We start from the raw sequence: 21,773 nt of genomic DNA, 5'->3' as shown, positions 1-21,773 counted from the left end.
TGAGATGCACTCAGGAGCAGTCCCCCTCACCAGCAAGGAGTCCCCGGCATGGCAGCAGCAGTGGGCGACCGGTTGCACATCCACAGCAACGCGGTCGGTGTCGCCGACCGCACCGGCGAGATCATCGAGGTACGCGGGCCGGACGGCGAGCCGCCGTACCTGGTCAGGTACGAGGACGGGACCGAGGCGCTGGTCTTCCCCGGCCCCGACGGCATCGTCGAACACACCCCCAGCGGCGACTGAGCGGATCGGCAGCTCAGCGGATCAGCGGATCGGCAGGCCCGAGATGGTCCGCGCGATGACCAGCCGCTGGATCTCGCTGGTGCCCTCGAAGATGGTGTAGATCGCGCTGTCCCGGTGCATCCGCTCCACCGGGTACTCACGGGTGAAGCCGTTGCCACCGAGGATCTGCATCGCCTGCGAGGTCACCCACTTGGCCGTCTCACCCGCGTAGAGCTTGGACATCGAGCCCTCGGCGGCCGTGAAGGGCTGCTGGTTGGCGGCCATCCAGGAGGCCCGCCAGACCAGCAGCCGCGCGGCGTCGATCCGGGTGCGCATGTCCGCCAGGGTGAACGCGACCCCCTGGTTGTCGATGATCGGGCGGCCGAACTGCACCCGAGTCCTGGCGTAGTCGAGGGAGACCTCGTAGGCGGCCCGTGCGATGCCGATGGCCTGGGCCCCGACGGCCGGGCGGGAGGCCTCGAAGGTCGCCATCGCCGCGTTCTTCCCCGCACCGGAAGCCGAACCGGCCTTGGCAGCGCCGCCGCCGGCCGCCCGCTCACGGGCCCGGGCGAGCCGCTCGTCGAGCTTCTCCTTGCCGCCGAGCAGGCAGTGCCCGGGCACTCGGACGTTGTCAAGCACCACCTCGGCGGTGTGCGAGGCACGGATCCCGTGCTTCTTGAACTTCTGCCCCTGGGAGAGCCCCTGGGTGCCGGGCGGGACGACGAAGGAGGCCTGGCCGCGCGCGCCGAGCGCCGGGTCGACGGTGGCGACGACCACGTGGACGGCGGCGATCCCGCCGTTGGTGGCCCAGGTCTTGGTGCCGTTCAGCACCCACTCGTCCTTGGCCTGGTCGTAGACCGCCCGGGTGCGCAGCGCGGAGACGTCCGAGCCCGCGTCCGGCTCGGAGGAGCAGAACGCGGCGACCTTGACGTCCTGCGGAGTGCCGAACATCTGCGGCGCCCAGGTGCCGATCTGCTCGTCCGTGCCGTTGGCGAGCACCGCGACGGCCGCCAGCGTGGTGCCGACGATGGCGAGACCGAGGCCCGCGTCGCCCCAGAAGAGCTCCTCCATGGCGACCGGGATGCCGACACCGGACGGGTCGAAGTACTGCTGGGCGTAGAAGTCCAGCGAGTAGATACCGATCTTGGCGGCCTCCTGGATGATCGGCCAGGGGGTCTCCTCACGCTCGTCCCACTCCGCGGCGGCCGGGCGCATCACGTCGGCCGCGAAGCCGTGCAGCCAGTCGCGAACGGCGAGCTGGTCCTCGCCGAGCTCCAGGGAGAAGGGGCTCATGGTGCCTCCAGGGGTCAAGGGTGGGAGAGCGGAGTCGCGAGGTATCAGGGTCGCGCCGCCAGGTGTTACCGCGGGTAACATCGGTGGGAGTCTGCTACTGATAGGTAACGGATGTCAACGAGCGCACGGAACACGGAGGGGGTCGCGTGGCAGCCTTGGAGGAACCGCGCCGGGAGCAGCTGCTCAACGCCGCCGACCGGGTGGTGCGCCGGGAGGGCCCGGGGGCGAGCATGAACGCCATCGCCGCCGAGGCCGGCATCACCAAGCCGATCCTTTACCGGCACTTCGGCGACCGCAACGGCCTCTTCCAGGCCCTGACCGCGCGGCACACCGCCGGTCTGCTGGACGCGATGCGCGCCGCGCTGGCCGAACCCCTGGAGCGCCGCGAGCGCGTGGAACTCGTCCTGGACACCTACCTCGCCGGGATCGAAGCCCGGCCGCAGGTCTACCAGTTGCTCACCCACCCCGAGGCGGGCGACCCGACCGGCGTCGGCAACGCGCTGGCGCCCGCGATGCGGCAGATCGCCGACGAGATCACCCGGGCGGTGACCGCCCAGGTGGACCTCGGACCGGACGCGCCGCTGCTCTCGGAGACCTGGGGTCGGGCCATCACCGGGATGGTGCTGGCGGCCGGGGACTGGTGGCTGGAGCAACGCCCCTGCCCGCGGGCCCGGATGGTGCAGGCGCTGGCCGACCTGCTCTGGGGCCGGCTCGCCGCCGCCGCCCCACTGCCGGCCGCCACCCTGCCGCCGAGCGCCCCCTGAGCTTTCGGCGGGCACCCTTGTGCACCCCCTGACGATCGGGCAGGATCGGCGCTCCCCCACCGCCCAGCCCCGTGCGAGGTGCCCGTGCGCGTCCGCCGAACCGCCGCCGCCCTGTCGCTGACCGTCGCCGCCGTGCTCACCACCGGCGCCGCCGCCCCCACCGCCGCGGTCAGCCAACCCGCCTGCAGCCAGGCCGAGTTCCCCACCGGTACGACCACCACCTCGGACGGTCGCACGCTCTTCACCGACCCGGCCGGCCGCACCCTGCAACTGCGCGGCTTCAACGTGGACAAGTACGACGAGACCACCGAGGCCGACGTCCGCTCGATCGCCGCACACGGCTTCACCCTGCTGCGGGTGGCGATCTCCTGGAACCGCCTGGAGCCCGCCCGCGGCCAGTACGACAGCGTGGAACTCGGCAAGCTCCAGCAACTCCTGGGCTGGGCCGACCGCTACGGCCTGCTCGCCCTGATCGACTTCCACCAGGACGTCTACGGACCGGAGTTCGGCGGCGGCGACCGCGGCATCCCGATCTGGGCCACCCGGGACGACGGGCTGCCGTTCGTGCCCGACCCGTCCGACTGGTTCGCGGGCTACTTCGAACCGTCCGTCCAGGCAGCCTTCCGCCACCTCTACGACGACGCCGACCTGCGGCGCTGGCAGGCCGGCTTCTACAGCTGGCTGGCCGGCCAACTGCGCGGCCACCGCTCGCTGCTGGGCTACGACCTGTTCAACGAGCCGTTCGGCCCGATCAACGGCGACCCCACCGACCCGGCGGTGCTGGCCGCCTCCTCCGCCGCCCTCGAACAGGGCCGGCTGGCCGATATGTACCGGCGGCTGATCGGCGCCATCCGCTCGGTGGACAGCCGCAGTTGGCTCTTCGTCGAGCCCACCGTGCTGGTCGGCCAGGGGGTGCCGACCCAGCTGCCCGGGTTCACGGATCCGCGGGCCGGCCGGCCGCGGATCGGCTACGCGCCGCACTTCTACGACACCGCGGTGGAGAACGGCGCCGACTGGAACCCCCGCCGACGGCTTCATCGAGAACTACACCGCAGCCATCACGGCCTACCCGCAGGCCCATCGGCTGCCCGTGCTGGTCGGCGAGTGGGGTCCGCCGAACTCCCGCACCCCGGGCAACACCGAGCTGGTGGCCCGCCAGGTCGTGGCGATGTCCGGCTTCGCGACCGGCTGGACCATGTGGTACTGGTGCCAGGGCACCGGCGGTTACTGCGCGCTCGGCCCCGACGGCCGCCCGGCGCCGGGCGACGGACCGGCCTTCGAGCCGTACCCGGTCGCGTTGGCCGGCCAACCACTCGACGAGTCCTTCGACGGCACCGACTACACGCTCGACTTCACCACCGGCCAAGGCGGTTGGTCCGAACTGGCGATCCCGCCGGGCGCCCGGGTCCAGGTCACCGGAACGCCCGTGGCGGTGGTCGACACCAGCCGCCCCGGCCACGCCTGGATCCTGCTCCCCCGCGCCCGCCCGGGCACCCGGATCACCGTCACCGTGACCCTCTGAGTCCTGGTCCGTGCCTAGAGCAGGTCGGCCCGGGCCGCCTGGATACCGGCCTGGAACCGGGTGCGGGCACCGAAGCGGTCCATCAACTCCCGTACCCAGCGCTGCACGGTACGGGTGGAGACGCCCATCTGGCGCGCGATGCTCTCGTCGGTCAGCCCGGCGGCCAGCAGGGTGAGCAGCTGGCGGTGGCGGTCCTGCGGCAGCTCGGCGGAGTCCGGCGCGGGCATCCGCATGGCCCGCGACCAGTAGAGCTCGAAGAGCCCGGCCAGCGCGTCGAGCAGCGAGGACGGGCGGACCAGCAGCACGCTCTCCAGCTCGGTGCCCGAGCTGACCGGCAGCAGCGCCCAGCGGTCGTCCACCAGCACCAGTTTCAGCGGCAGTTCGGGCAGCACCCGGGCCTGCTCACCGGCCTCCATCACCGGGTAGATCTCGGCCAGCCGGTCCGGCTCGCGCAGCACCCGGCTCTCGTAGACCGTGCACATCCGCACGCCCCGGGCCAGCGTGGCGAGTTCGAGTGCGGGGTCGGAGCGCTGGATGTAGGGGGGCTTGTCCATCACCCGCAACTGGTGGCGCACGCCCAGCTGGAGGGTGCGCCAGAGCTCCGCGATGGACTCCCGGCCGCTGATGATCTCGACCAGTTCGCCGGCCTGCGAACCGGGCCGTGAGCGGCGGTAGGTGCGCATCAGCTCGTTGATCCGGCCCCGGGTGCGCCGCAGTTCCACCTCGCGCCGCAGCAGCAGTTCCTCCAGCGCCACATCCGGCGCGGTCGCGCTCCACAACCCGCCCTCCGCGCCCGGCCGTTCGACCAGCCCGTGGGCGGCGAGCGCCGCCAGCGCCGCCGCGGCCCGCTCGCTGCCGAGGCCGAGTGCGGCGCCCAGCTGCTGGGCGGTACCGCTGGAGATCCCGAGCAGGTGCACATAGAGCAGCTCCTGGTCGGCGGCCAGGCCGAGCCCGGCGAATCGTCCGGTCCGCTGCTCCACCACCCGGCACCACCCCCCGCTGTCAAGGCCGTTGTCCCGTTCCGGCCCGTGCCCGACTCTGGGCCACGCCAGACCGGAAATCAAGAGCTTGATCGAATGACATGTTTCCGCCATGTCGCGTTCCGGTCCCGGTCAGCACCTTCCTGCAGGTCGCCGGCTGACCGCAGGCTGAGCCGCATCGCTTCGGATACTCCGCCGGTCCCCCACCCGGCGGTGCACTGCGGGCGACATCCACGTACCCCCACGCGAGGAGACCCCCATGTCCAGCCTTCGTACGGTGCGCGCCGGGCTCGCCGTCCTGCTCGCCGTCTCCGGCGCGGCCATCGCCGCCCCGGCGACCGCCGCCACCGGTATCAGCTTCGCGCCGGTGCAGTTCGGCCACGGCGGCCAGCCGTTCTCCGGCAACAGCACCTGGGGCGGCTACGTCGCCCAGGGCAGCGGCTTCAAGAACGTCACCGGCTCCTGGACCATGCCCGATGTCCAGTGCAACACCACCAACGACCTGTTCGCGCCCTGGATCGGCATCGACGGCTACGGCTCGCAGACCGTCGAGCAGACCGGCGTGCAGGTGGACTGCTCCAGCGGCTCGCCGGTCTACTCCGGCTGGTACGAGATGTACCCGGCCGCGCCGGTCTACTTCAGCAACGCGGTCAGCGCCGGTGACAACTTCACCGCCAGCGTGGTCACCGTCACCCGCGGCAGCTACACCCTCAAGCTGACCGACAACACCAAGGGCTGGACGAAGAGCGTCACCAAGCGCCTGAGTGCCCAGAACATCAGCGCGGAGGCGGTCATCGAATCGCCGACCCAGAGCTACCCGTCCTGGAGCAACCTGAGCTTCTCCAACGTGACGGTCAACGGGCACGCCTTCAGCTACTACAGCCCCCAGTCCATGGACAGCGGCCCCTACACCGAGACCGCGCTGCAGGGCGGCTCGTTCTCGATCATCCCGGGCTAAAAGAACGCCCCCTGATCTGCCCGGTGCGCCGAGGGGAACCAACCCCTCGGCGCACCGGTGCACCAACCGCGGGTCAGCCGGCCAGCCCGCGGCGGGCCAGCAGCGGCGCCGCCTCGGGGTCGCGGCCGACCACCGCGCGGAACGCGTCCAGCGCGTCCACGCTGCCGCCGCGCGCCAGGAGTTCGCGCCGGAACAGCTCGCCGCTCTCACGGATCGTCCGCCCGTTGCCGCGGAACCACTCCACCGTGTCGGCGTCCAGCACCTCGGACCAGATGTAGGCGTAGTACGCCGCGCTGTACTCACTGGTGAAGACGTGGTTGAAGTAGGTCGTCCGGTAGCGCGGCGGGATCGCGTCCATCGCGAGGCCCGCCTCCCGCAGCGCCTGGGCCTCGAACTGCGCCGCGTCGGCGATCGGAGTGCCGACCGGAACGGTGTGCCAGGCCCAGTCCAGCAGCGCCGCCGCGAGGTACTCCACGGTCTTGAAGCCCTGGCCGAAGTTCTCGGCCGCCGCCATCCGTTCGGCCAGCTCGGCAGGCAGCGGTTCGCCGGTCTCGTGGTGCTTGGCGAAGTTGGCCCGGATCGACGGCCAGCTCGCCCACATCTCATTGACCTGGGACGGGAACTCCACGAAGTCCCGCGGCACCGCCGTGCCGGCCAGCAGCGGGTAGCGGACGTCCGAGAAGAGCCCGTGCAGCGCGTGGCCGAACTCGTGGAACAGGGTGGTGACTTCGTCACCGGTCAGGAGCACCGGCTCGCCGGGGGCCGGGCGCGGGATGTTGAGGTTGTTGTGGACCACCGGGCGGGTGTCGAACAGGTGGCACTGGGTGACCAGTTCGTCCATCCAGGCGCCACCGCGCTTGGAGGAGCGGGCGTGCAGGTCGGCCAGGAAGAGGCCCAGCGGGGTGCCGTCCTCCTCGAAGACCTCGAAGACCCGGGTGTCGGGGTGGTAGCCGACCAGGTCGGTGCGCTCGCTCAGGCGCAGCCCGTAGACCTGCCCGGCGGCGTGGAACACCCCGTCGTGCAGCACGCGTTCGAGCTCGAAGTACGGGCGCAGCGCCGCAGCGTCCAGGTCGTACTCGGCCTTGCGGACCTGCTCGGCGTAGTACGCCCAGTCGTGCGCGGCGAAGTCGGTGACGCCGTCCGCGGCGGCGGCCTTGACCAGCCGCTCGGCCTCCCGCTCGGCGTTGGCGACGGCCGCCGGGACGAGCCGGGCCAGCAGCGCGGTGACCGCCTCGACGCTGCCCGCCGTCTCGTCCGCGACCACGTACGCGGCGTGGCTCGGGTAGCCGAACAGGGCGGCCCGCTCGGCCCGCAGGCCCGCCAGCCGCACTGCGACCGGCCCGTTCTCGGCCAGCGCCCGCTCGGTCGAGGCCGCCAGCAGTCGGCGCCGCACCTCGCGGTCGGTCAGCGAGGCCAGCTCGATCTGGTTGGAGAAGTTCTTCAGGCTCAGCACGAACTTGCCGGGGTGGCCGAGCGTTCGGCCGTTCTCCTCGGCGGCGGCGATAGCGTCGGGCGAGAGTCCGGCCAGCTCCTCGGGGCTGTCCAGCACCAGCGCGCCGGCCGCGGTCGCCTCGAAGACGTTGCTCTCGAAGCGCGCCGACTCGACGGCGATCTCGGCGTTCAGCTCGCGCAGCCGCTGCTGCTCGGCCTCGGGCAACTGCGCCCCGGCCCGCAGGAACCGGGTGCGGTAGCGCTCCAGCAGCCGCAGCGACTCCTGGTCGAGCCCGAGGTCGGCGCGCTGGGCGTAGACCGACTCGATCCGGGCGAAGAGCGCCTGATCGAGGTGGACGGCGTCGCTGTGCGCGGCCAGCCGGGGGCGGAACTCGGCGTCCAGGGCCTGCACCGCCGGGCTGACGACCGCCGAGTTCTGGATGTCGAAGACCGCGAGCACCCGGCGCAGCAGGCCGCCGGAGCGCTCCAGCGCGATCAGGGTGTTCTCGAAGCTCGCCGGTGCGGGATTGCCGGTGATCTCCGCGATCTGTGCCAACTGCTCGTCCATGCCCTGTTCGAGGGCCGGCCGGAAGTGCTCGTCGCGGATCCGCGCGAAGTCCGGCAGCTGGTACGGCAGTGAGCTCGGGGCGAGGAAGGGATTATTCGTCACCCGGTGACCTTAGACCGACCGGCAGTACTCGCGTGGAGTACTCTGCCCCGTTCACCCTGCTGCTGGACGCGCCGCTGCGGGGCCTGGCCGAGCACTGTCGGACCCAGCCGCTAACGTCGCACTGACCCCGGTCCACCGCCGGCCCAGCTCAGAGAGGAGACCGCCATGACGCCCAGGATCGCGCTCGTCCCGGATGCCCAGGGCCCCGGCGGCCGCCTGCAGCGGCTCACCGAGGACGGCGTGCCGATCGGCCCGCCGATCAAGGTCGCCGCGCTGCCCGGGCCGGTCGCCGAGCTGGAGGCCGCCGAGCGCCCGCGCTGGGTGTGGGCCGCCGCCGAGTCCGCCTACAGCCCGCTGCTGCCCGGCCTGCCGGGCCGGCTGGCCCGCTGCCACGACCTGCGGCTGACCGAGGCCCTGCTGCTGGCCCACGAGGGCCGGTTCGGCCACCCCCGATCGCTCGGCGCCGGCTGGGCCCGGCTGCGCGGCCTGCCGGTGCCGGCCGATCTGCCCGAGGCCGGCGGCTCCGACGGCCAGGACACCCTCTTCGCCCCCGACCGGCTGCAACTCCCGCCCGCCACCGACCCGCTGGCGGCCGTGCTGGCCGTCCACGCCGACCAGCAGCAGCGGCTGCAGGCGATCGAGGGCGAGGCCGAGCGGTCCCGGTTCCGGCTGCTGGTCGCCGCCGAGTCGGCCGGCGCGCTGGTCGCCGCCGAGATGGCGTACGACGGTCTGCCCTGGCGCAAAGAGGTGCACGACGCGCTGCTCACCGAGCTGCTCGGCCCGCGCCCGCACATCCCCGGCACCCAGCCGGCCCGGCTCGCCGAGCTGGCCGCCCAGCTGCAGCACGCGCTCGGCGGGCGCCCGTTCAACCCCGACTCGCACAGCCAGGTGCTGCGCGCCTTCGCCGACCAGGGCATCCAGCTCCCCTCCACCCGCTCGTGGGAGCTGCGCCAGGTGGACCACCCGGCCGCCGAGCTGATGATCCGCTACAAGGAGCTGGCCCGGATCCACGCCGCGCACGGCTGGGCCTGGCAGGACGCCTGGGCACGCGGCGGCCGGTTCCGCCCCGAGTACGTGGTCGGCGGCGTGGTCTCCGGCCGCTGGGCCAGCCGGGGCGGCGGCGCGCTGCAGATCCCGCGGATCCTGCGCGGCGCGGTGGTCGCCGACCCGGGCTGGGAGCTGGTGGTGGCCGACGCCGCCCAGCTGGAGCCGCGGGTGCTGACGGCGCTCTCCGGTGACACCGCCCTGGCCCGCACGGCGGCCGGCGGCGACCTCTACGAGGCACTGGCCGCCTCCGCCTTCCGTGGCGACCGGGACAAGGCCAAGCTCGGCCTGCTCGGCGCGATGTACGGGCAGACCAGCGGCGACATCGGCCCGCTGCTGGCCACCCTGCGCCACCGCTACCCGGCCGCCATGGGCTACGTCGAGGCGGCCGCGCGCACCGGCGAGGAGGGCGGGATCGTGTACTCCCGGCTGGGCCGCCCCTGCCCGCCGCCGTCCGACGCCTGGCTGGACCTCACCGAGGCGATCACCCCGGGCGCCGACGCCACCGACCCGGCCGGGCGCTCGGCGCGCGCCCGCGGCCGGTTCACCCGCAACTTCGTCATCCAGGCCAGTGCGGCCGACTGGGCGCTGGCCCTGCTCGCCGCGCTGCGCCGAAGGCTCATGGCGCTGGAGACCACCCCGGCCGACCGCCCGCACCTGGTCTTCTTCCAGCACGACGAGGTGGTGGTGCACACGCCCGCCAACCTGGCGGACGAGGTGGCGGCCGCGGTGGCCGAGGCCGCCCTGGAGGCCAGCCGACTGGTCTTCGGCGACACCCCGGTGGCGTTCCCGATGAGCACCGCCGTGGTGGAGTGCTACGCCGACGCCAAATAGGAGCAACAGGAGCTCAGGACAACTTCCTTACCTGCCAGGCCTCCTGAGCCGCCGCCAGCACCTGTCCCAGCGCGGCCCCGGTCGAGGCGGTGACCACCGCGGCCACCGCGCCCTCCACGAACGGCGCGTCCGCCAGCACGACTTCGTCCCGCCCGAGGTCCAGCAGCGCGGCCCGCGCGGTGAGCACCGAACTGCCCAGGTCGGGCAGCACCAGCACCCCCGCACCGGAGTCGGCCCGCGCCACCGCGCCCAGCACCAGGTCGTACGCCGTGCCGAGCCCGCCGTCCGCTGCCCCGGCCGCGACCTCCACCGCCACGTGCCCGCCGCCCAGTTGCGCGGTCAGCTCGCGCAGGCCGGCCGCCAGCTGCGGGCTGTGCGAGACCAGGACGATTCCCACCGATGCCATGCTCCGCATCCTAGGGCCGCTCCGGGCGACAGGACGTGTCGGATCGCTCGCCCAGCGGGGGAAAGCCGCCACCGTGGGTTAGCGTCGAAGGCGAGCCCAGCAGAGCCGCCCGCACGGGAGACGCCGCCATGAAGAAGCTGATCAACAGCCCGGAGTCCGTTCTCGAGGACGCCCTCACCGGAATCGCCGCCGCCCACCCGGAGTTGACGGTGGACCGGGCCAACCGGGTGATCCGGCGGGCCGGCGGGCCACGCCCCGGCAAGGTCGCGGTGATCTCCGGCGGCGGCTCCGGCCACGAGCCGCTGCACGCGGGCTTCGTCGGGCCCGGCATGCTGGACGCGGCCTGCCCGGGCGAGATCTTCACCTCCCCGGTGCCCGACCAGGTGCTCGCCGCGATCAACGCGACCCACGCCGGCGCGGGCGTGGTCCTGGTGGTGAAGAACTACACCGGTGACGTGCTGAACTTCCAACTCGCCGCCGAACTGGCCGCCGGGACCGGCATCGAGGTCCGTACCGTCCTGGTCGACGACGACGTCGCCGTCGACGGCGCCGGCTTCACGGCGGGCCGGCGCGGCACGGGTGCCACCGTGGTGGTCGAGAAGGTGGTCGGCGCGCTGGCCGAGCGCGGCGCGGGCGCCGCCGAGGCGGCCTCGGCCGGCGAGCGGGCCAACGCCGCCTCCCGCTCGTTCGCCGTCGCGCTGACGGCGGCCACCGTCCCGGCCGTCGGCCGACCCGGTTTCGAGCTGCCCGAGGACCAGATCGAGGTCGGCGTGGGGATCCACGGCGAGCCCGGCCGCTACCGCGAACCGCTGCGCCCGGCAAAGGAGTTGGTCGCCCAAGTGGTGGACGCAGTGCTCGCCGGGCACACCCTGGCCGCCGGCGACGAGGTCATCGCGCTGGTCAACGGACTGGGCGCGACGCCGCTGATCGAGCTCTACATCGTCTTCGGCGAGGTGAGCGCCCGACTGGCCGAGCGCGGCATCCGGATCGTCCGCAGCCTGGTCGGCAACTACGTGACCAGCCTGGACATGGCCGGCTTCTCACTCACCCTGACCAAGACCGACCCCCAGCTGCTGGACCTCTGGGACGCGCCGGTCAGCACCCCGGCCCTGCGCCGGCCGTAACGGGAGCAGCGCATGGACACCCCCCTCGCCCTCAGCTGGCTGCGCACCGCCGCCGCGGCCGTCGACCGCCGCGAACAGGAACTGAGCGATCTCGACTCCGCGATCGGCGACGGCGACCACGGCGGCAACCTGCGCCGCGGCTTCACCGCGGTGCTCGTCGCCCTCGACGAGCTGGCGCCCGGCGCACCCGTCGGCGCGGTGCTGAGCACGGCCGGCAGCACGCTGATCTCCAAGGTCGGCGGCGCCAGCGGCCCGCTCTACGGCAGCGCGCTGCGCACGGCCGGCGCCGCGCTGCCCGCGCCTGCCGCCGACATCACCGACCTCGCCCCCGCCCTGCGCGCGGGCCTGACCGCCGTCCAGCGGCTGGGCGGCGCCGCGCCCGGTGACAAGACCATGGTGGACGCCTTCGAGCCGGCGGTGGCCGCCCTGGAGCGGGCCGCCTTCGACGGCTTCAGCCTGCGCGAGGCCGCCGCGCTGGCCGCCGAGGCCGCCGAGCGGGGCGCCCGGGACACCGTCCCGCTGCAGGCCCGCAAGGGCCGCGCCTCCTACCTGGGCCCGCGCAGCATCGGCCACCAGGACCCGGGCGCGACCTCCACCGCACTGCTCTTCCGCGCACTGGCCGACGCCGCGGGCGCCTAGACCGTACGGCCGGCCGCGGCCTAGACCGACCGGCTGAGCAGCAACAGCAGCGCGTCGTCCCGCAGCTCCCCGCCGGTGTGCGCCAGCAGGTCCGCGTAGACCCGGGCGACCGCCGCGTCCAGCTCGGCGCCGCTGTCGCCGCTGCCCGCCACCAGAGCGCCGGCCCGCTCCTCCAGCGGGTAGAACGCACCGGTCGCCTTGTGCCGTGCCTCCACCACCCCGTCGGTGCAGAGCACCATCACGTCGCCCACCTCGAAGACCAGGTCCCAGCTCTGCGGGTGCCCCGGCGCCATCCTGCCGAGGCCGAGCGGCACCCAGGGGTCGGGCGCCTCCAGCACGGTGGCCCGCCCGTCCCGCTCCACGCGCAGCGGCGGCACGTGCCCGTACTGCAGCAGCTCGACCACCCCGGGGCTGCGGAACTCGGCGAACAGCGCGGTGGTGAACTCACCGTCCGGCACATGGCGCTCCACACTGGCCTCGATCCGCGCCGCCACCCCGCGCAGCCCGGCCTCGTCGTAGGCCACCTCGCGGAAGGCGCCGAGCACCACGGCCGCCGTCTGGACCGCCGCCAGGCCCTTGCCCCGGACGTCGCCGATCACCAGCCGGGTGCCGGCGGGAGTCTCCACCGCCGCGTAGAGGTCGCCGCCGATCAGGGCCTCGTCGGCGGCGGAGGCGTACCGCACCGCCAGCCGCAGCGGCCCGACCTCGGGGCCCGGCTGGCGCAGCAGAGCCCGCTGGGCCGCCTCGGCCACCGAGCTGACCGCGGCGAAGGCCGCCGCACGGCGCATCCGGACGGTCGCCACGAACGCGCTGAACAGCGTCAACGCGGCATAGGTGATCATCGTGCCGAAGAGGAACCGCTGCTCGTGCAGCGCGGTCACCTGGTCGTACCGGTTGAGCCCGATCAGCGCGCCCAGTCCCACCGTGCAGACCAGCAGCACCTCGCCGGCCGACAGCGTGAGCGCGGCGATCGACGGCACGACGGTCATCAGCGGTGCCAGGTAGCGCTGCTGGCCGGTGGCCAGATCCGCGACGGTGACCGCGACGATCGCCAGCAGGGACGGCGTGGCCCGCCTGCGCAGCGGGATGTTCCGCAGATCGACGGCCAGCAGCGCACGCCGACGACGCGCGCGCGGCAGCCCGGAGGGCTCGGGCGCGAGGGAGGTGACAACGCGACGGAGACGGGACACGAAGCGAACAATACGGGACATTCGGACACGGAGTGCCCGGACGGCTACTGTCTGCTAGCGGACGGTGACCATCACCCGATCCGACCTGATCCCCCCCTTCCTTAAGGAATACCCCTGGGGGGTATCGTGTTCTTGACTGTGCAGGTGCGAGCCGCACCCTTGACCGCCTCGGAGGCCCCGATGTCCAACATCACCACATACACCGTCACCGGCATGAGCTGCGGCCACTGCGAGAAGTCGGTGAGCACGGAGATCTCAGCCCTGGGCGGCGTCATCCAGGTCGCCGCCGACGCCAAGGCCGGCACCGTCACGGTCTCCTCCGAGCACCCGCTGGACGAGGGCGCACTGCGGGCCGCGATCGACGAGGCCGGCTACGAACTGGTGGGCCGGTCAGCCTGAGCCGAGGCTTGGGGGACGCGCCGACGGCCCGTCCCCCATACCCTCTCCCCCAAGGAGTGGAACTGATGAGCACCGTGATCCCCGGCATAGACAGCCCGCCCGTGCAGGACCGGGTCGAGCTCTCGATCGGCGGCATGACCTGCGCGTCCTGCGCGGCCCGGATCGAGAAGAAGCTCAACCGGATGGACGGCGTCGAGGCGACGGTCAACTACGCGACCGAGCGGGCCCGGATCGACTTCGGCCCCGCGGTGAGCGTGGCCGACCTGATCGCCACCGTCGAGCGCACCGGCTACACCGCCGAGTTGCCCGCCCCGCCCGCCGCAGCGCCCACGGCCGAGGCCGCCGCCGAGCAGCCCGCACCGGCCGACCCGCTGCGCGAGCGCCTGCTGCTCAGCGCGGTGCTGACGGTCCCGGTGGTACTGCTCTCGATGGTGCCCGCGCTGCAGTTCAACGACTGGCAGTGGCTGGCCTTCGCGCTGACCGGGCCGGTCGTGGCCTACGGCGGCCTGCCGTTCCACCGGGCCGCCTGGACCAACCTCAAGCACGGCGCGGCCACCATGGACACCCTGGTCTCGCTGGGCACGCTGGCCGCCTTCGGCTGGTCGGTCTGGGCGCTCTTCTTCGGCACCGCCGGGATGCCGGGCATGCGGCACGAGTTCCGGCTGGCGGTGGGCGGCCAGGACGCCTCCTCGGCGCTCTACCTGGAGACCGCGGCCGCCGTCACCACGCTGATCCTGCTGGGCCGCTGGCTGGAGGCCCGTTCCAAGCGGCGCGCCGGGGCAGCCCTGCACGCGCTGCTCGACCTGGGGGCCAAGGACGTCGCGGTGCTGCAGGACGGCCGGGAGCTGCGGATCCCGATCGCGCAACTGACCCCGGGCACCCGCTTCGTGGTCCGCCCGGGCGAGAAGATCGCCACCGACGGCATGGTCATGGAGGGCAGCTCTGCCGTGGACGCCTCGATGCTGACCGGCGAGTCCGTACCGGTCGAGGTGACGGTCGGCGACCTGGTCACCGGCGCCACCGTGAACGCCGGCGGTCGACTGGTCGTCGAGGCCCGCCGGGTCGGCGCGGACACCCAACTGGCCCGGATGGCCAAGCTGGTGGAGGAGGCGCAGAACGGCAAGGCCGCCGCGCAGCGGCTGGCCGACCGGATCTCCACGGTCTTCGTCCCGGTGGTGATCCTGATAGCGCTGGGCACCCTGGTCGGCTGGCTGCTGGTCACCAGCAGCCCCACCGAGGCGTTCACCGCCGCCGTCGCCGTGCTGATCATCGCCTGCCCGTGTGCGCTGGGCCTGGCCACGCCGACCGCGCTGATGGTCGGCACCGGGCGAGGCGCCCAGCTGGGCATCCTGATCAAGGGCCCGGAGGTGCTGGAGACCACCCGCCGGGTGGACACCGTCGTGCTGGACAAGACCGGCACCATCACCACCGGCCGGATGGCGCTGGCCGCCGTACACACCGCCGAGGGCGTCACCCAGGACGAGGCGCTGCGCCTGGCCGGCGCCCTGGAGCACGCCTCCGAGCACCCGATCGCCGCCGCCATAGCGGCCGCCGCAGCGGAACGAGTCGGCCCGCTGCCGCCCGTCGAGGGCTTCGAGAACTTCCCCGGCCTCGGCGTGCGGGGCGTGGTGGACGGCCACACGGTGATCGCCGGCCGCGCCGAGCTGCTGGCCGACCGGTCGCAGCCGCTGCCGCCGGCCCTGGCCGAGGCCAAGGCGGCCGCGGAGGCCGCCGGGCGCACCGCGATCGCGGTCGGCTGGGACGGCGCCGCCCGCGCGGTCCTGGTGGTCGCCGACAGCGTCAAGCCGACCAGCGCCGAGGCGGTGCGCGAGCTGCGCGCGCTGGGCCTGCGCCCGGTCCTGCTGACCGGCGACAACCGCGCGGTGGCCGAGGCGGTCGCGGCCGAGGTCGGCATCGAGGCGGCCGACGTGATCGCCGAGGTGCTGCCCGAGGACAAGGTGTCCACCGTGCGCAGGCTGCAGGCCGAGGGCCGCTCGGTGGCGATGGTCGGCGATGGCGTGAACGACGCCGCCGCGCTGGCCCAGGCCGATCTGGGCCTGGCGATGGGCACCGGCTCGGACGCCGCGATCGAAGCCGGGGACCTGACCCTGGTCCGTGGCGACCTGCGCTCGGCGGCCCAGGCGATCCGGCTCTCCCGCCGGACCCTGGCCGTCATCAAGGGCAACCTGTTCTGGGCCTTCGCCTACAACGTGGCGGCGATCCCGCTGGCGGCCGCCGGCCTGCTCAACCCGGTGGTGGCCGGGGCCGCGATGGCCTTCTCCTCGGTCTTCGTGGTCACCAACAGCCTGCGGCTGCGCCGCTTCGCGGCCTGACGGACCGGACCGGCGGCGGGCCGCCGGGCGCGCTCAGCGCCCGAGCAGCTCGCCGCCGTTGCAGTGCAGGATCTCGCCGGTGATGAAGCCGGCCTCGACCGAGGCCAGGAAGTAGACCGCTGCGGCCACCTCGCCGGTCTCCCCGATCCGGCCCAGCAGGGTGCGGGCCGCCCGCCGGGAGACCTCCGCCTCGTCCAGCCGGGGGCCGAAGAACTCCGTGCCGGCCACGGTGCCCGGGGCGACGATGTTGGCGGTGATCCCGGAGGGGCCGAGCTGGGCGGCCAGGAAGTTGTTCCAGGCGTGCAGCGAGGCCTTGGCCGCCCCGTACGAGCCGGCCCCGCGCAGCGCGGCGATCGAGCTGATCGTGACCACCCGGCCCTCGCCCTGGGTGAGCCGGTCGCGGACCGACTCGGTGAGCAGCACGGCGGTCAGCACATTGCGCTCGAAGTCGCCGCGCCAGCGGGCCAGCAGCGCGTGCGGCCCGGCGCCGAAGGCGGTCTCGCGGCTGCCCGCGTTGTTCACCAGCACGTCGATCCGGCTCGGCAGCGCACCCAGCGCGGCCTCCACCGCATCGGGGTCGGCCAGGTCGCAGACCAGCGGCGTGACGCTGCCGCCCAGGCTCGCGACGGCGTTCTCCAGCACCGCGCGGCGGCGGCCGACGATCACCACCCGGTCACCCGCGTCGACGAACCGCCGGGCGATCTCCAGGCCGATGCCCGTGCCACCGCCGGTGACGATCACGTTCCTGGCCATCTGCACAGCTCCCGCCCGTCCGTACCGGAATGACACGATTCCTATCACGCTGGGTTGTCAGAGCTGCGGGGAGGGTGACGTCGGCCCCACCGGGACGTGTGGTATGAGCAGGTGACCCGGTCGTATACGGAACGCAGCGAGAGCCAACTCACACTGTCCAAACGTAACTTTGCAGGGCCTGATACGTCTTACCTTGTGAAGTGCGGCAGGAAACCGCGGAACGGCAAACTGTGCGGCCCACCCCCCTCCGGGGTCCGCACACCTGCGGTGACCGCCGCCGACGGGGCTCCGGCGGGCCCCGGGACGGCCGTCTCACCTCGACGGCCTCGCGCACGGCGCCGGGGACCGGTGCGACCGGGGATGCTTTGAGCGGCCTTCCCCGGCAGCTCCGACTCCTGGGCGTCGTGCGCCGCAACTCGAAAACGGTCGGTCCAAGGCCGGCACACCGAAGGGCCCCGCTGCAGAAGCAGCGGGGCCCTTCGGTTCGAGGCGGGAGCGGTCAGCGCTCGCCCAGCGCGACGTAGTCGCGGATCGCGGTGCCGGTGTAGATCTGGCGCGGACGGCCGATCCGGCTGCCCGGCTCGTTGATCATCTCGTGCCAGTGGGCGATCCAGCCCGGCAGCCGGCCGAGCGCGAACAGCACGGTGAACATGCTGGTCGGGAAGCCCATGGCGCGGTAGATCAGGCCGGTGTAGAAGTCCACGTTCGGGTAGAGCTTGCGCGAGATGAAGAACTCGTCGTTGAGCGCGTGCTCCTCCAGCTTGAGCGCGATCTCCAGCAGCTCGTCGGACTTGCCGAGCTGCGAGAGGACGTCGTGCGCCAGGCCCTTGACCAGCTGGGCGCGCGGGTCGAAGCTCTTGTACACGCGGTGACCGAAGCCCATCAGCTTCACGCCGTCCTCGCGGTTCTTCACCTTGCGGATGAAGGCGTCGACGTCGCCGCCGTCCTGCTGGATCTGCTCCAGCATCTCCAGCACCGCCTGGTTGGCGCCGCCGTGCAGCGGGCCCCAGAGCGCCGAGATGCCGGCCGAGATCGAGGCGAACTGGTTGGCGTGGCTGGAGCCGACCAGGCGCACGGTGGAGGTCGAGCAGTTCTGCTCGTGGTCCGCGTGCAGGATGAGCAGCTTGTCCAGCGCGTCGACGATGACCGGGTTGAGCTCGTAGTCCTGGGCGGGGACCGCGAAGGTCATCCGCAGGAAGTTCTCCACGTAGCTCAGGTCGTTGCGCGGGTAGACGAACGGCTGGCCGACCGACTTCTTGTACGCGTAGGCCGCGATGGTCGGGAGCTTGGCGAGCAGCCGGACCGTCGACATGTGGCGCTGGCCGGCGTCGAACGGGTTGTGGCTGTCCTGGTAGAAGGTCGACAGCGCACCGACCACCGAGGAGAGCATCGCCATCGGGTGCGCGTCACGGGGGAAACCCTGGAAGAAGCGCTTGACGTCCTCGTGCAGCAGCGTGTGCTGGGTGATCTCGTTGCTGAACTCCGACAGCTGCTCGGCGGACGGCAGCTCGCCGTTGATCAGGAGGTACGCGGTCTCGATGAAGCTGCCCTGCTCGGCCAGCTGCTCGATCGGGTAGCCGCGGTAGCGCAGGATGCCGTTGTCGCCGTCCACGAAGGTGATCGCGGACTTGTAGGCGGCGGTGTTGCCGAAGCCGTTGTCCAGGGTGACCAGGCCGGTCTGCGGCAGCAGCTTCGAGATGTCGAAGCCCGCGTTGCCCGCAGTGCTCTCAACGACGGGGTACTCGTACTCGCCGTCCTGGTACCGCAGTACTACCGAGTTGTCGCTCACGTCTTCCTCACCGACGAAATGAATCTTCCCGGGTGTCCTGACTGTCTCCAGCCTCCCCCATCCGGAGGACGGTCGCGTACCCGGGGTGGCCCGAAAGAGCCTTGTTCCACAAAAGCTGACGCCCCAGCCACTACGAACCGGACAAGATCGCGTCAAGACTAGGCTGGTCCATCAATTTCTTCACGTCAAGATACTCTCACCGGGAGCCGGATCTCGCGTCGGACCGCGGAGCCTCATCCGGTGGCGAGGCGGTGGTCCAGCGCCGAGTGCCGGCGCCCGGCGCTGACCGTACGGACCGCCTGACCTAGGGCCTTACGGGAGCCGACCAGCACCACCAGCTTCTTGGCCCGGGTGACGGCGGTGTAGAGCAGGTTGCGCTGCAGCATGGTCCAGGCCGAGGTAGTGACGGGAATCACCACCGCCGGGTACTCGCTGCCCTGCGAGCGGTGGATGGTGACGGCGTACGCGTGGGCCAGCTCGTCCAGCTCGTCGAAGTCGTAGGGCACCTCCTCGTCCTCGTCGGTGAGCACGGTGAGCTTCTGCTCCTCCACGCTCAGCGCGGTCACCACGCCGACCGTGCCGTTGAAGACGCCGTTCTGCCCCTTCTCGTAGTTGTTGCGGATCTGGGTGACCTTGTCGCCGACCCGGAACGTCCGCCCGCCGAACCGCCGCTCGGGCAGGCCCTCCCGGCCGGGGGTGACGGCGGCCTGCAGCAGCGTGTTGAGGTTGCCCGCACCGGCCGGCCCGCGGTGCATCGGGGCCAGCACCTGGACGTCGCGGCGCGGGTCGAGGCGGAACTTCTGCGGGATCCGGCGGGCCACCACGTCCACCACCAGGCCGGCCGCCCGCTCGGTGTCGTCCTCGACGAAGAGGAAGAAGTCGGGCAGGCCCTCGGTGATCGGCGGCAGCCCCTCGTTGATCCGGTGCGCGTTGGTCACCACGCCGGACTGCTGGGCCTGCCGGAAGATCCGGGTCAGACGCACCGAGGGGATCGGGCCGCCGTCCGCCAGCAGGTCGCGCAGCACCTCCCCGGCGCCGACCGAGGGCAGCTGGTCGACGTCGCCGACGAAGAGCAGGTGGGCGCCCGGCGCCACGGCCTTGACCAGCTTGTTGGCCAGGATCAGATCCAGCATCGAGGCCTCGTCCACCACCACCAGGTCGGCGTCCAGCGGACGGTCCCGGTCGTACGCCGCGTCGCCGCCCGGCCGCAGCTCCAACAGCCGGTGCACGGTGGAGGCCTCACAGCCCGTCAGCTCGGCCAGCCGCTTGGCGGCGCGCCCGGTCGGCGCGGCCAGCAGCACCTTGGCCCGCTTGGCCAGCGCCAGCGTCACGATCGACTTCACGGTGAACGACTTGCCGCAGCCCGGGCCACCGGTCAGCACCGCGACCTTCTCCGTCAACGCGAGTTTGACGGACTCCTGCTGCTCAGGCGCCAGCTCGGCCCCGGTCTGCCGGGCCAGCCAGCCGAGCGCCGTGGGCCAGTCGACGTCCGCGAAGCCGGGCATCCGGTCGGTGTCGGCCCGCAGCAGCCGCAGCACCTGGTTGGACAGCGAGATCTCGGCGCGGTGGAAGGGCACCAGGTAGACCGCGCTGACCCGCTCACCGCCCTCGGCGGGCAGGCTCTCGCGCACCACCCCCTCCTCGGCCACCAGGGCCGCCAGGCAGTCGATCACCAGGCCGACGTCCACCTGCAGCAGCTTGACCCCATCGGCGATCAGCCGCTCCTCGGGGAGGTAGCAGTGGCCCTGGTCGCTGGACTGCGAAAGCGCGTACTGCAGGCCCGCCTTGACCCGCTCCGGGCTGTCGTGCGGGATGCCGACGGCCTGCGCGATCCGGTCGGCGGTCAGGAAGCCGATGCCCCAGACGTCGGAGGCCAGCCGGTAGGGCTCGTTCTTCACCACGCCGATCGAACTGTCGCCGTACTTCTTGTAGATCCGGACGGCGAGCGAGGTGGAGACGCCGACCCCCTGCAGGAAGACCATCACCTCCTTGATCGCCTTCTGCTCCTCCCAGGCCGCGGCGATCATCTTGGTGCGCTTCGGCCCCAGGCCCGGGACCTCGATCAGGCGCTTCGGGTCCTGCTCGATCACGTCCAGGGTGTCGGCGCCGAACTGCCCGACGATCCGCTCCGCGAAGCGCGGGCCGATCCCCTTGATCAGACCCGAGCCGAGGTAGCGCTGGATGCCCTGGATGGTGGCCGGCAGCACGGTGGTGTAGTTCTCCACCACGAACTGCTTGCCGTACTGCGGGTGCGAGGCCCACCGGCCGTGCAGGCGCAGCGACTCGCCCGGCTGCGCGCCGAGCAGCGCGCCGACCACCGTCAGCAGGTCGTTGGCGCCGCGACCGGTGTCCACCCGGGCCACCGTGTAGCCGGTCTCCTCGTTGGCGTAGGTGATCCGCTCCAGCACCCCCTCCACCTGGGCGAGCTGTCGCTGAGCCGCCGCCTCTACCGGCTGCGCACCCATCCTGGACCCCCTTGCGGTGCTGGTGAGCTTCCGCTACGCACCGTACCGCCCTGCGGGGACAACGCGGGACGCGTCGGTGCGCAGTTGTCGGTACCTGGTGCCAGGCTGAAGTGGCAGAGGGAACACTTCGCCCGCAAAGGAGCGGATCGACCATGCTGACGACCAGCTACATTCCCGGCACCCCGAACTGGCTCGACCTCGGCAGCCCCGACAGCCCGGCCGCACAGGCCTTTTACGGCGGCCTCTTCGGGTGGACGTTCGAATCCGCCGGTCCCGAGGGCGGCGGCTACGGCTTCCTGCGCCAAGGCGGGCGGACGGTCGCGGCGATCGGCCCGCTGACCGAGGAGGGCGCCAGGAGCGCCTGGACGATCTACTTCCACACCGCCGACGCCGACCAGACCAGCAAGCTGGTCGAGCAGGCCGGCGGGACCGTCCGGTTCGGCCCCTTCGACGTCTTCACCGCCGGTCGGATGGCCGGGTACACCGACCCGACAGGCGCCGAGTTCGCCGTCTGGCAGCCGGGCGAGACGGTCGGCCTGGACGCCGTCACCGACGTCGGGACGCTCTGCTGGACAGAGCTGCACACCAGCGACCCGGCCGCCGCCAAGCCGTTCTACCGCGCCGTCTTCGGCTGGCAGGAGCAGGACGTCCCGTTCGGCGACTTCACCTACACCGTGATCACCCCCGCCGGCGGCGGCACGGACGCCAGCCTGGGCGGCATCGCGGTACTGCTCCCCGAGCACGCCGCGGCCGGGGTCGGCTCGCACTGGCTGCCGTACTTCGAGGTCGCCGATGTCGACGCCGTCGTCGCCAAGGCCCAGGAGCTGGGCGGCGTGGTCCGCTCGCCCGCCTACGACGCCGCGGGCGTCGGCCGCTTCGCCCAGCTCGCCGACCCGCATGGCGCGGTCTTCTCCGTCATCAGCAGCGAGACCCCCGCGAGCTGACCCGGCCAGCCTA

General features: G+C 72.6%; 18 protein-coding genes and 1 pseudogene. 11 read left to right on the top strand and 8 right to left on the bottom strand.

Annotated features, from left to right (window positions below):
• The first annotated feature begins 48 nt into the window (after positions 1 to 48).
• A complete protein-coding gene (locus tag P3T34_RS27410) occupies positions 49 to 243 on the top strand; it encodes a DUF1918 domain-containing protein (RefSeq protein WP_280668696.1) in 195 nt (64 codons plus the stop codon).
• Positions 244 to 264: 21 nt separating this feature from the next.
• Here the strand turns inward: P3T34_RS27410 and P3T34_RS27405 are convergent, their stop codons facing one another.
• Entirely contained in the window at positions 265 to 1,515 is a 1,251-nt protein-coding gene (locus tag P3T34_RS27405; RefSeq protein WP_280668695.1) for an acyl-CoA dehydrogenase family protein, read from the bottom strand.
• A gap of 146 nt (positions 1,516 to 1,661) precedes the next feature.
• Between P3T34_RS27405 and P3T34_RS27400 the strand changes: the two genes are divergently transcribed.
• The 3 genes and pseudogenes from P3T34_RS27400 (at position 1,662) to P3T34_RS27390 (ending at position 3,801) form a co-directional block, all read left to right on the top strand.
• Entirely contained in the window at positions 1,662 to 2,279 is a 618-nt protein-coding gene (locus tag P3T34_RS27400; protein ID WP_280668694.1) for a TetR/AcrR family transcriptional regulator, read from the top strand.
• 78 nt (positions 2,280 to 2,357) lie between these two features.
• A pseudogene (locus P3T34_RS27395) lies at positions 2,358 to 3,221 on the top strand (cellulase family glycosylhydrolase); the annotation flags it as partial.
• Between the two features lie 148 nt (positions 3,222 to 3,369).
• Positions 3,370 to 3,801, top strand: a complete 432-nt coding sequence (locus P3T34_RS27390; protein ID WP_280668693.1) for a hypothetical protein — start codon at positions 3,370 to 3,372, stop codon at positions 3,799 to 3,801.
• A 14-nt stretch (positions 3,802 to 3,815) separates the two neighbouring features.
• On the opposite strand, the gene P3T34_RS27385 is transcribed toward P3T34_RS27390, so the two are convergent.
• The gene (locus P3T34_RS27385; RefSeq protein WP_280668692.1) at positions 3,816 to 4,784 is read right to left on the bottom strand and encodes a LuxR C-terminal-related transcriptional regulator; all 969 of its coding nucleotides are present in this window, start codon (positions 4,782 to 4,784) and stop codon (positions 3,816 to 3,818) included.
• A gap of 256 nt (positions 4,785 to 5,040) precedes the next feature.
• On the opposite strand from P3T34_RS27385, the gene P3T34_RS27380 reads away from it, so the two are divergent.
• Positions 5,041 to 5,739, top strand: coding sequence for a G1 family glutamic endopeptidase (locus P3T34_RS27380; protein ID WP_280668691.1), 699 nt, complete (start codon positions 5,041 to 5,043; stop codon positions 5,737 to 5,739).
• 73 nt (positions 5,740 to 5,812) lie between these two features.
• Here P3T34_RS27380 and P3T34_RS27375 read toward each other — a convergent pair whose 3' ends face one another.
• On the bottom strand, positions 5,813 to 7,840 hold the full coding sequence (locus tag P3T34_RS27375; protein ID WP_280668690.1) for a M3 family metallopeptidase: 2,028 nt from the start codon (positions 7,838 to 7,840) through the stop codon (positions 5,813 to 5,815).
• Between the two features lie 165 nt (positions 7,841 to 8,005).
• Here P3T34_RS27375 and P3T34_RS27370 point away from each other — a divergent pair, with 165 nt between their 5' ends.
• On the top strand, positions 8,006 to 9,718 hold the full coding sequence (locus P3T34_RS27370; protein ID WP_280668689.1) for a bifunctional 3'-5' exonuclease/DNA polymerase: 1,713 nt from the start codon (positions 8,006 to 8,008) through the stop codon (positions 9,716 to 9,718).
• Positions 9,719 to 9,731: 13 nt separating this feature from the next.
• Here P3T34_RS27370 and dhaM read toward each other — a convergent pair whose 3' ends face one another.
• Positions 9,732 to 10,124: a dihydroxyacetone kinase phosphoryl donor subunit DhaM gene (gene dhaM, locus P3T34_RS27365; protein WP_280668688.1), complete on the bottom strand. Its 393-nt coding sequence runs from the start codon at positions 10,122 to 10,124 to the stop codon at positions 9,732 to 9,734.
• Between the two features lie 128 nt (positions 10,125 to 10,252).
• On the opposite strand from dhaM, the gene dhaK reads away from it, so the two are divergent.
• The gene (gene dhaK, locus P3T34_RS27360; RefSeq protein WP_280668687.1) at positions 10,253 to 11,248 is read left to right on the top strand and encodes a dihydroxyacetone kinase subunit DhaK; all 996 of its coding nucleotides are present in this window, start codon (positions 10,253 to 10,255) and stop codon (positions 11,246 to 11,248) included.
• Positions 11,249 to 11,260: 12 nt separating this feature from the next.
• Complete coding sequence (dhaL, locus tag P3T34_RS27355) at positions 11,261 to 11,887, top strand: dihydroxyacetone kinase subunit DhaL (RefSeq protein WP_280668686.1); 627 nt, start codon at positions 11,261 to 11,263, stop codon at positions 11,885 to 11,887.
• A 20-nt stretch (positions 11,888 to 11,907) separates the two neighbouring features.
• On the opposite strand, the gene P3T34_RS27350 is transcribed toward dhaL, so the two are convergent.
• Complete coding sequence (locus P3T34_RS27350; RefSeq protein ID WP_280668685.1) at positions 11,908 to 13,077, bottom strand: PP2C family protein-serine/threonine phosphatase; 1,170 nt, start codon at positions 13,075 to 13,077, stop codon at positions 11,908 to 11,910.
• 180 nt (positions 13,078 to 13,257) lie between these two features.
• Between P3T34_RS27350 and P3T34_RS27345 the strand changes: the two genes are divergently transcribed.
• Together P3T34_RS27345 and P3T34_RS27340 are read left to right on the top strand one after the other, a co-directional pair.
• Entirely contained in the window at positions 13,258 to 13,476 is a 219-nt protein-coding gene (locus P3T34_RS27345) for a heavy-metal-associated domain-containing protein (protein WP_280668684.1), read from the top strand.
• Between the two features lie 65 nt (positions 13,477 to 13,541).
• Positions 13,542 to 15,809: a heavy metal translocating P-type ATPase gene (locus P3T34_RS27340; RefSeq protein ID WP_280668683.1), complete on the top strand. Its 2,268-nt coding sequence runs from the start codon at positions 13,542 to 13,544 to the stop codon at positions 15,807 to 15,809.
• A gap of 33 nt (positions 15,810 to 15,842) precedes the next feature.
• Here the strand turns inward: P3T34_RS27340 and P3T34_RS27335 are convergent, their stop codons facing one another.
• The 3 genes from P3T34_RS27335 to P3T34_RS27325 all read right to left on the bottom strand — a co-directional run bounded on the left by P3T34_RS27335 (position 15,843) and on the right by P3T34_RS27325 (position 20,816).
• Positions 15,843 to 16,562 (bottom strand): SDR family oxidoreductase, encoded by a 720-nt coding sequence (locus tag P3T34_RS27335; protein ID WP_280668682.1) that lies wholly within the window; start codon positions 16,560 to 16,562, stop codon positions 15,843 to 15,845.
• Between the two features lie 499 nt (positions 16,563 to 17,061).
• Positions 17,062 to 18,351 carry a citrate synthase gene (locus P3T34_RS27330; protein ID WP_280668681.1) on the bottom strand — a complete coding sequence of 430 codons (1,290 nt, stop codon included), beginning with the start codon at positions 18,349 to 18,351 and terminating at the stop codon, positions 17,062 to 17,064.
• 233 nt (positions 18,352 to 18,584) lie between these two features.
• Positions 18,585 to 20,816: an ATP-dependent RecD-like DNA helicase gene (locus P3T34_RS27325; protein ID WP_280668680.1), complete on the bottom strand. Its 2,232-nt coding sequence runs from the start codon at positions 20,814 to 20,816 to the stop codon at positions 18,585 to 18,587.
• 152 nt (positions 20,817 to 20,968) lie between these two features.
• Here P3T34_RS27325 and P3T34_RS27320 point away from each other — a divergent pair, with 152 nt between their 5' ends.
• Complete coding sequence (locus tag P3T34_RS27320) at positions 20,969 to 21,760, top strand: VOC family protein (protein WP_280668679.1); 792 nt, start codon at positions 20,969 to 20,971, stop codon at positions 21,758 to 21,760.
• The last annotated feature ends 13 nt before the right edge of the window (positions 21,761 to 21,773 follow it).

It is taken from the genome of Kitasatospora sp. MAP12-44 (assembly GCF_029892095.1).
Classification (GTDB): Bacteria; Actinomycetota; Actinomycetes; order Streptomycetales; family Streptomycetaceae; genus Kitasatospora.
Note: the sequence above shows the minus strand (reverse complement) of the source record. Positions and strands in the feature narration are given on the sequence as shown.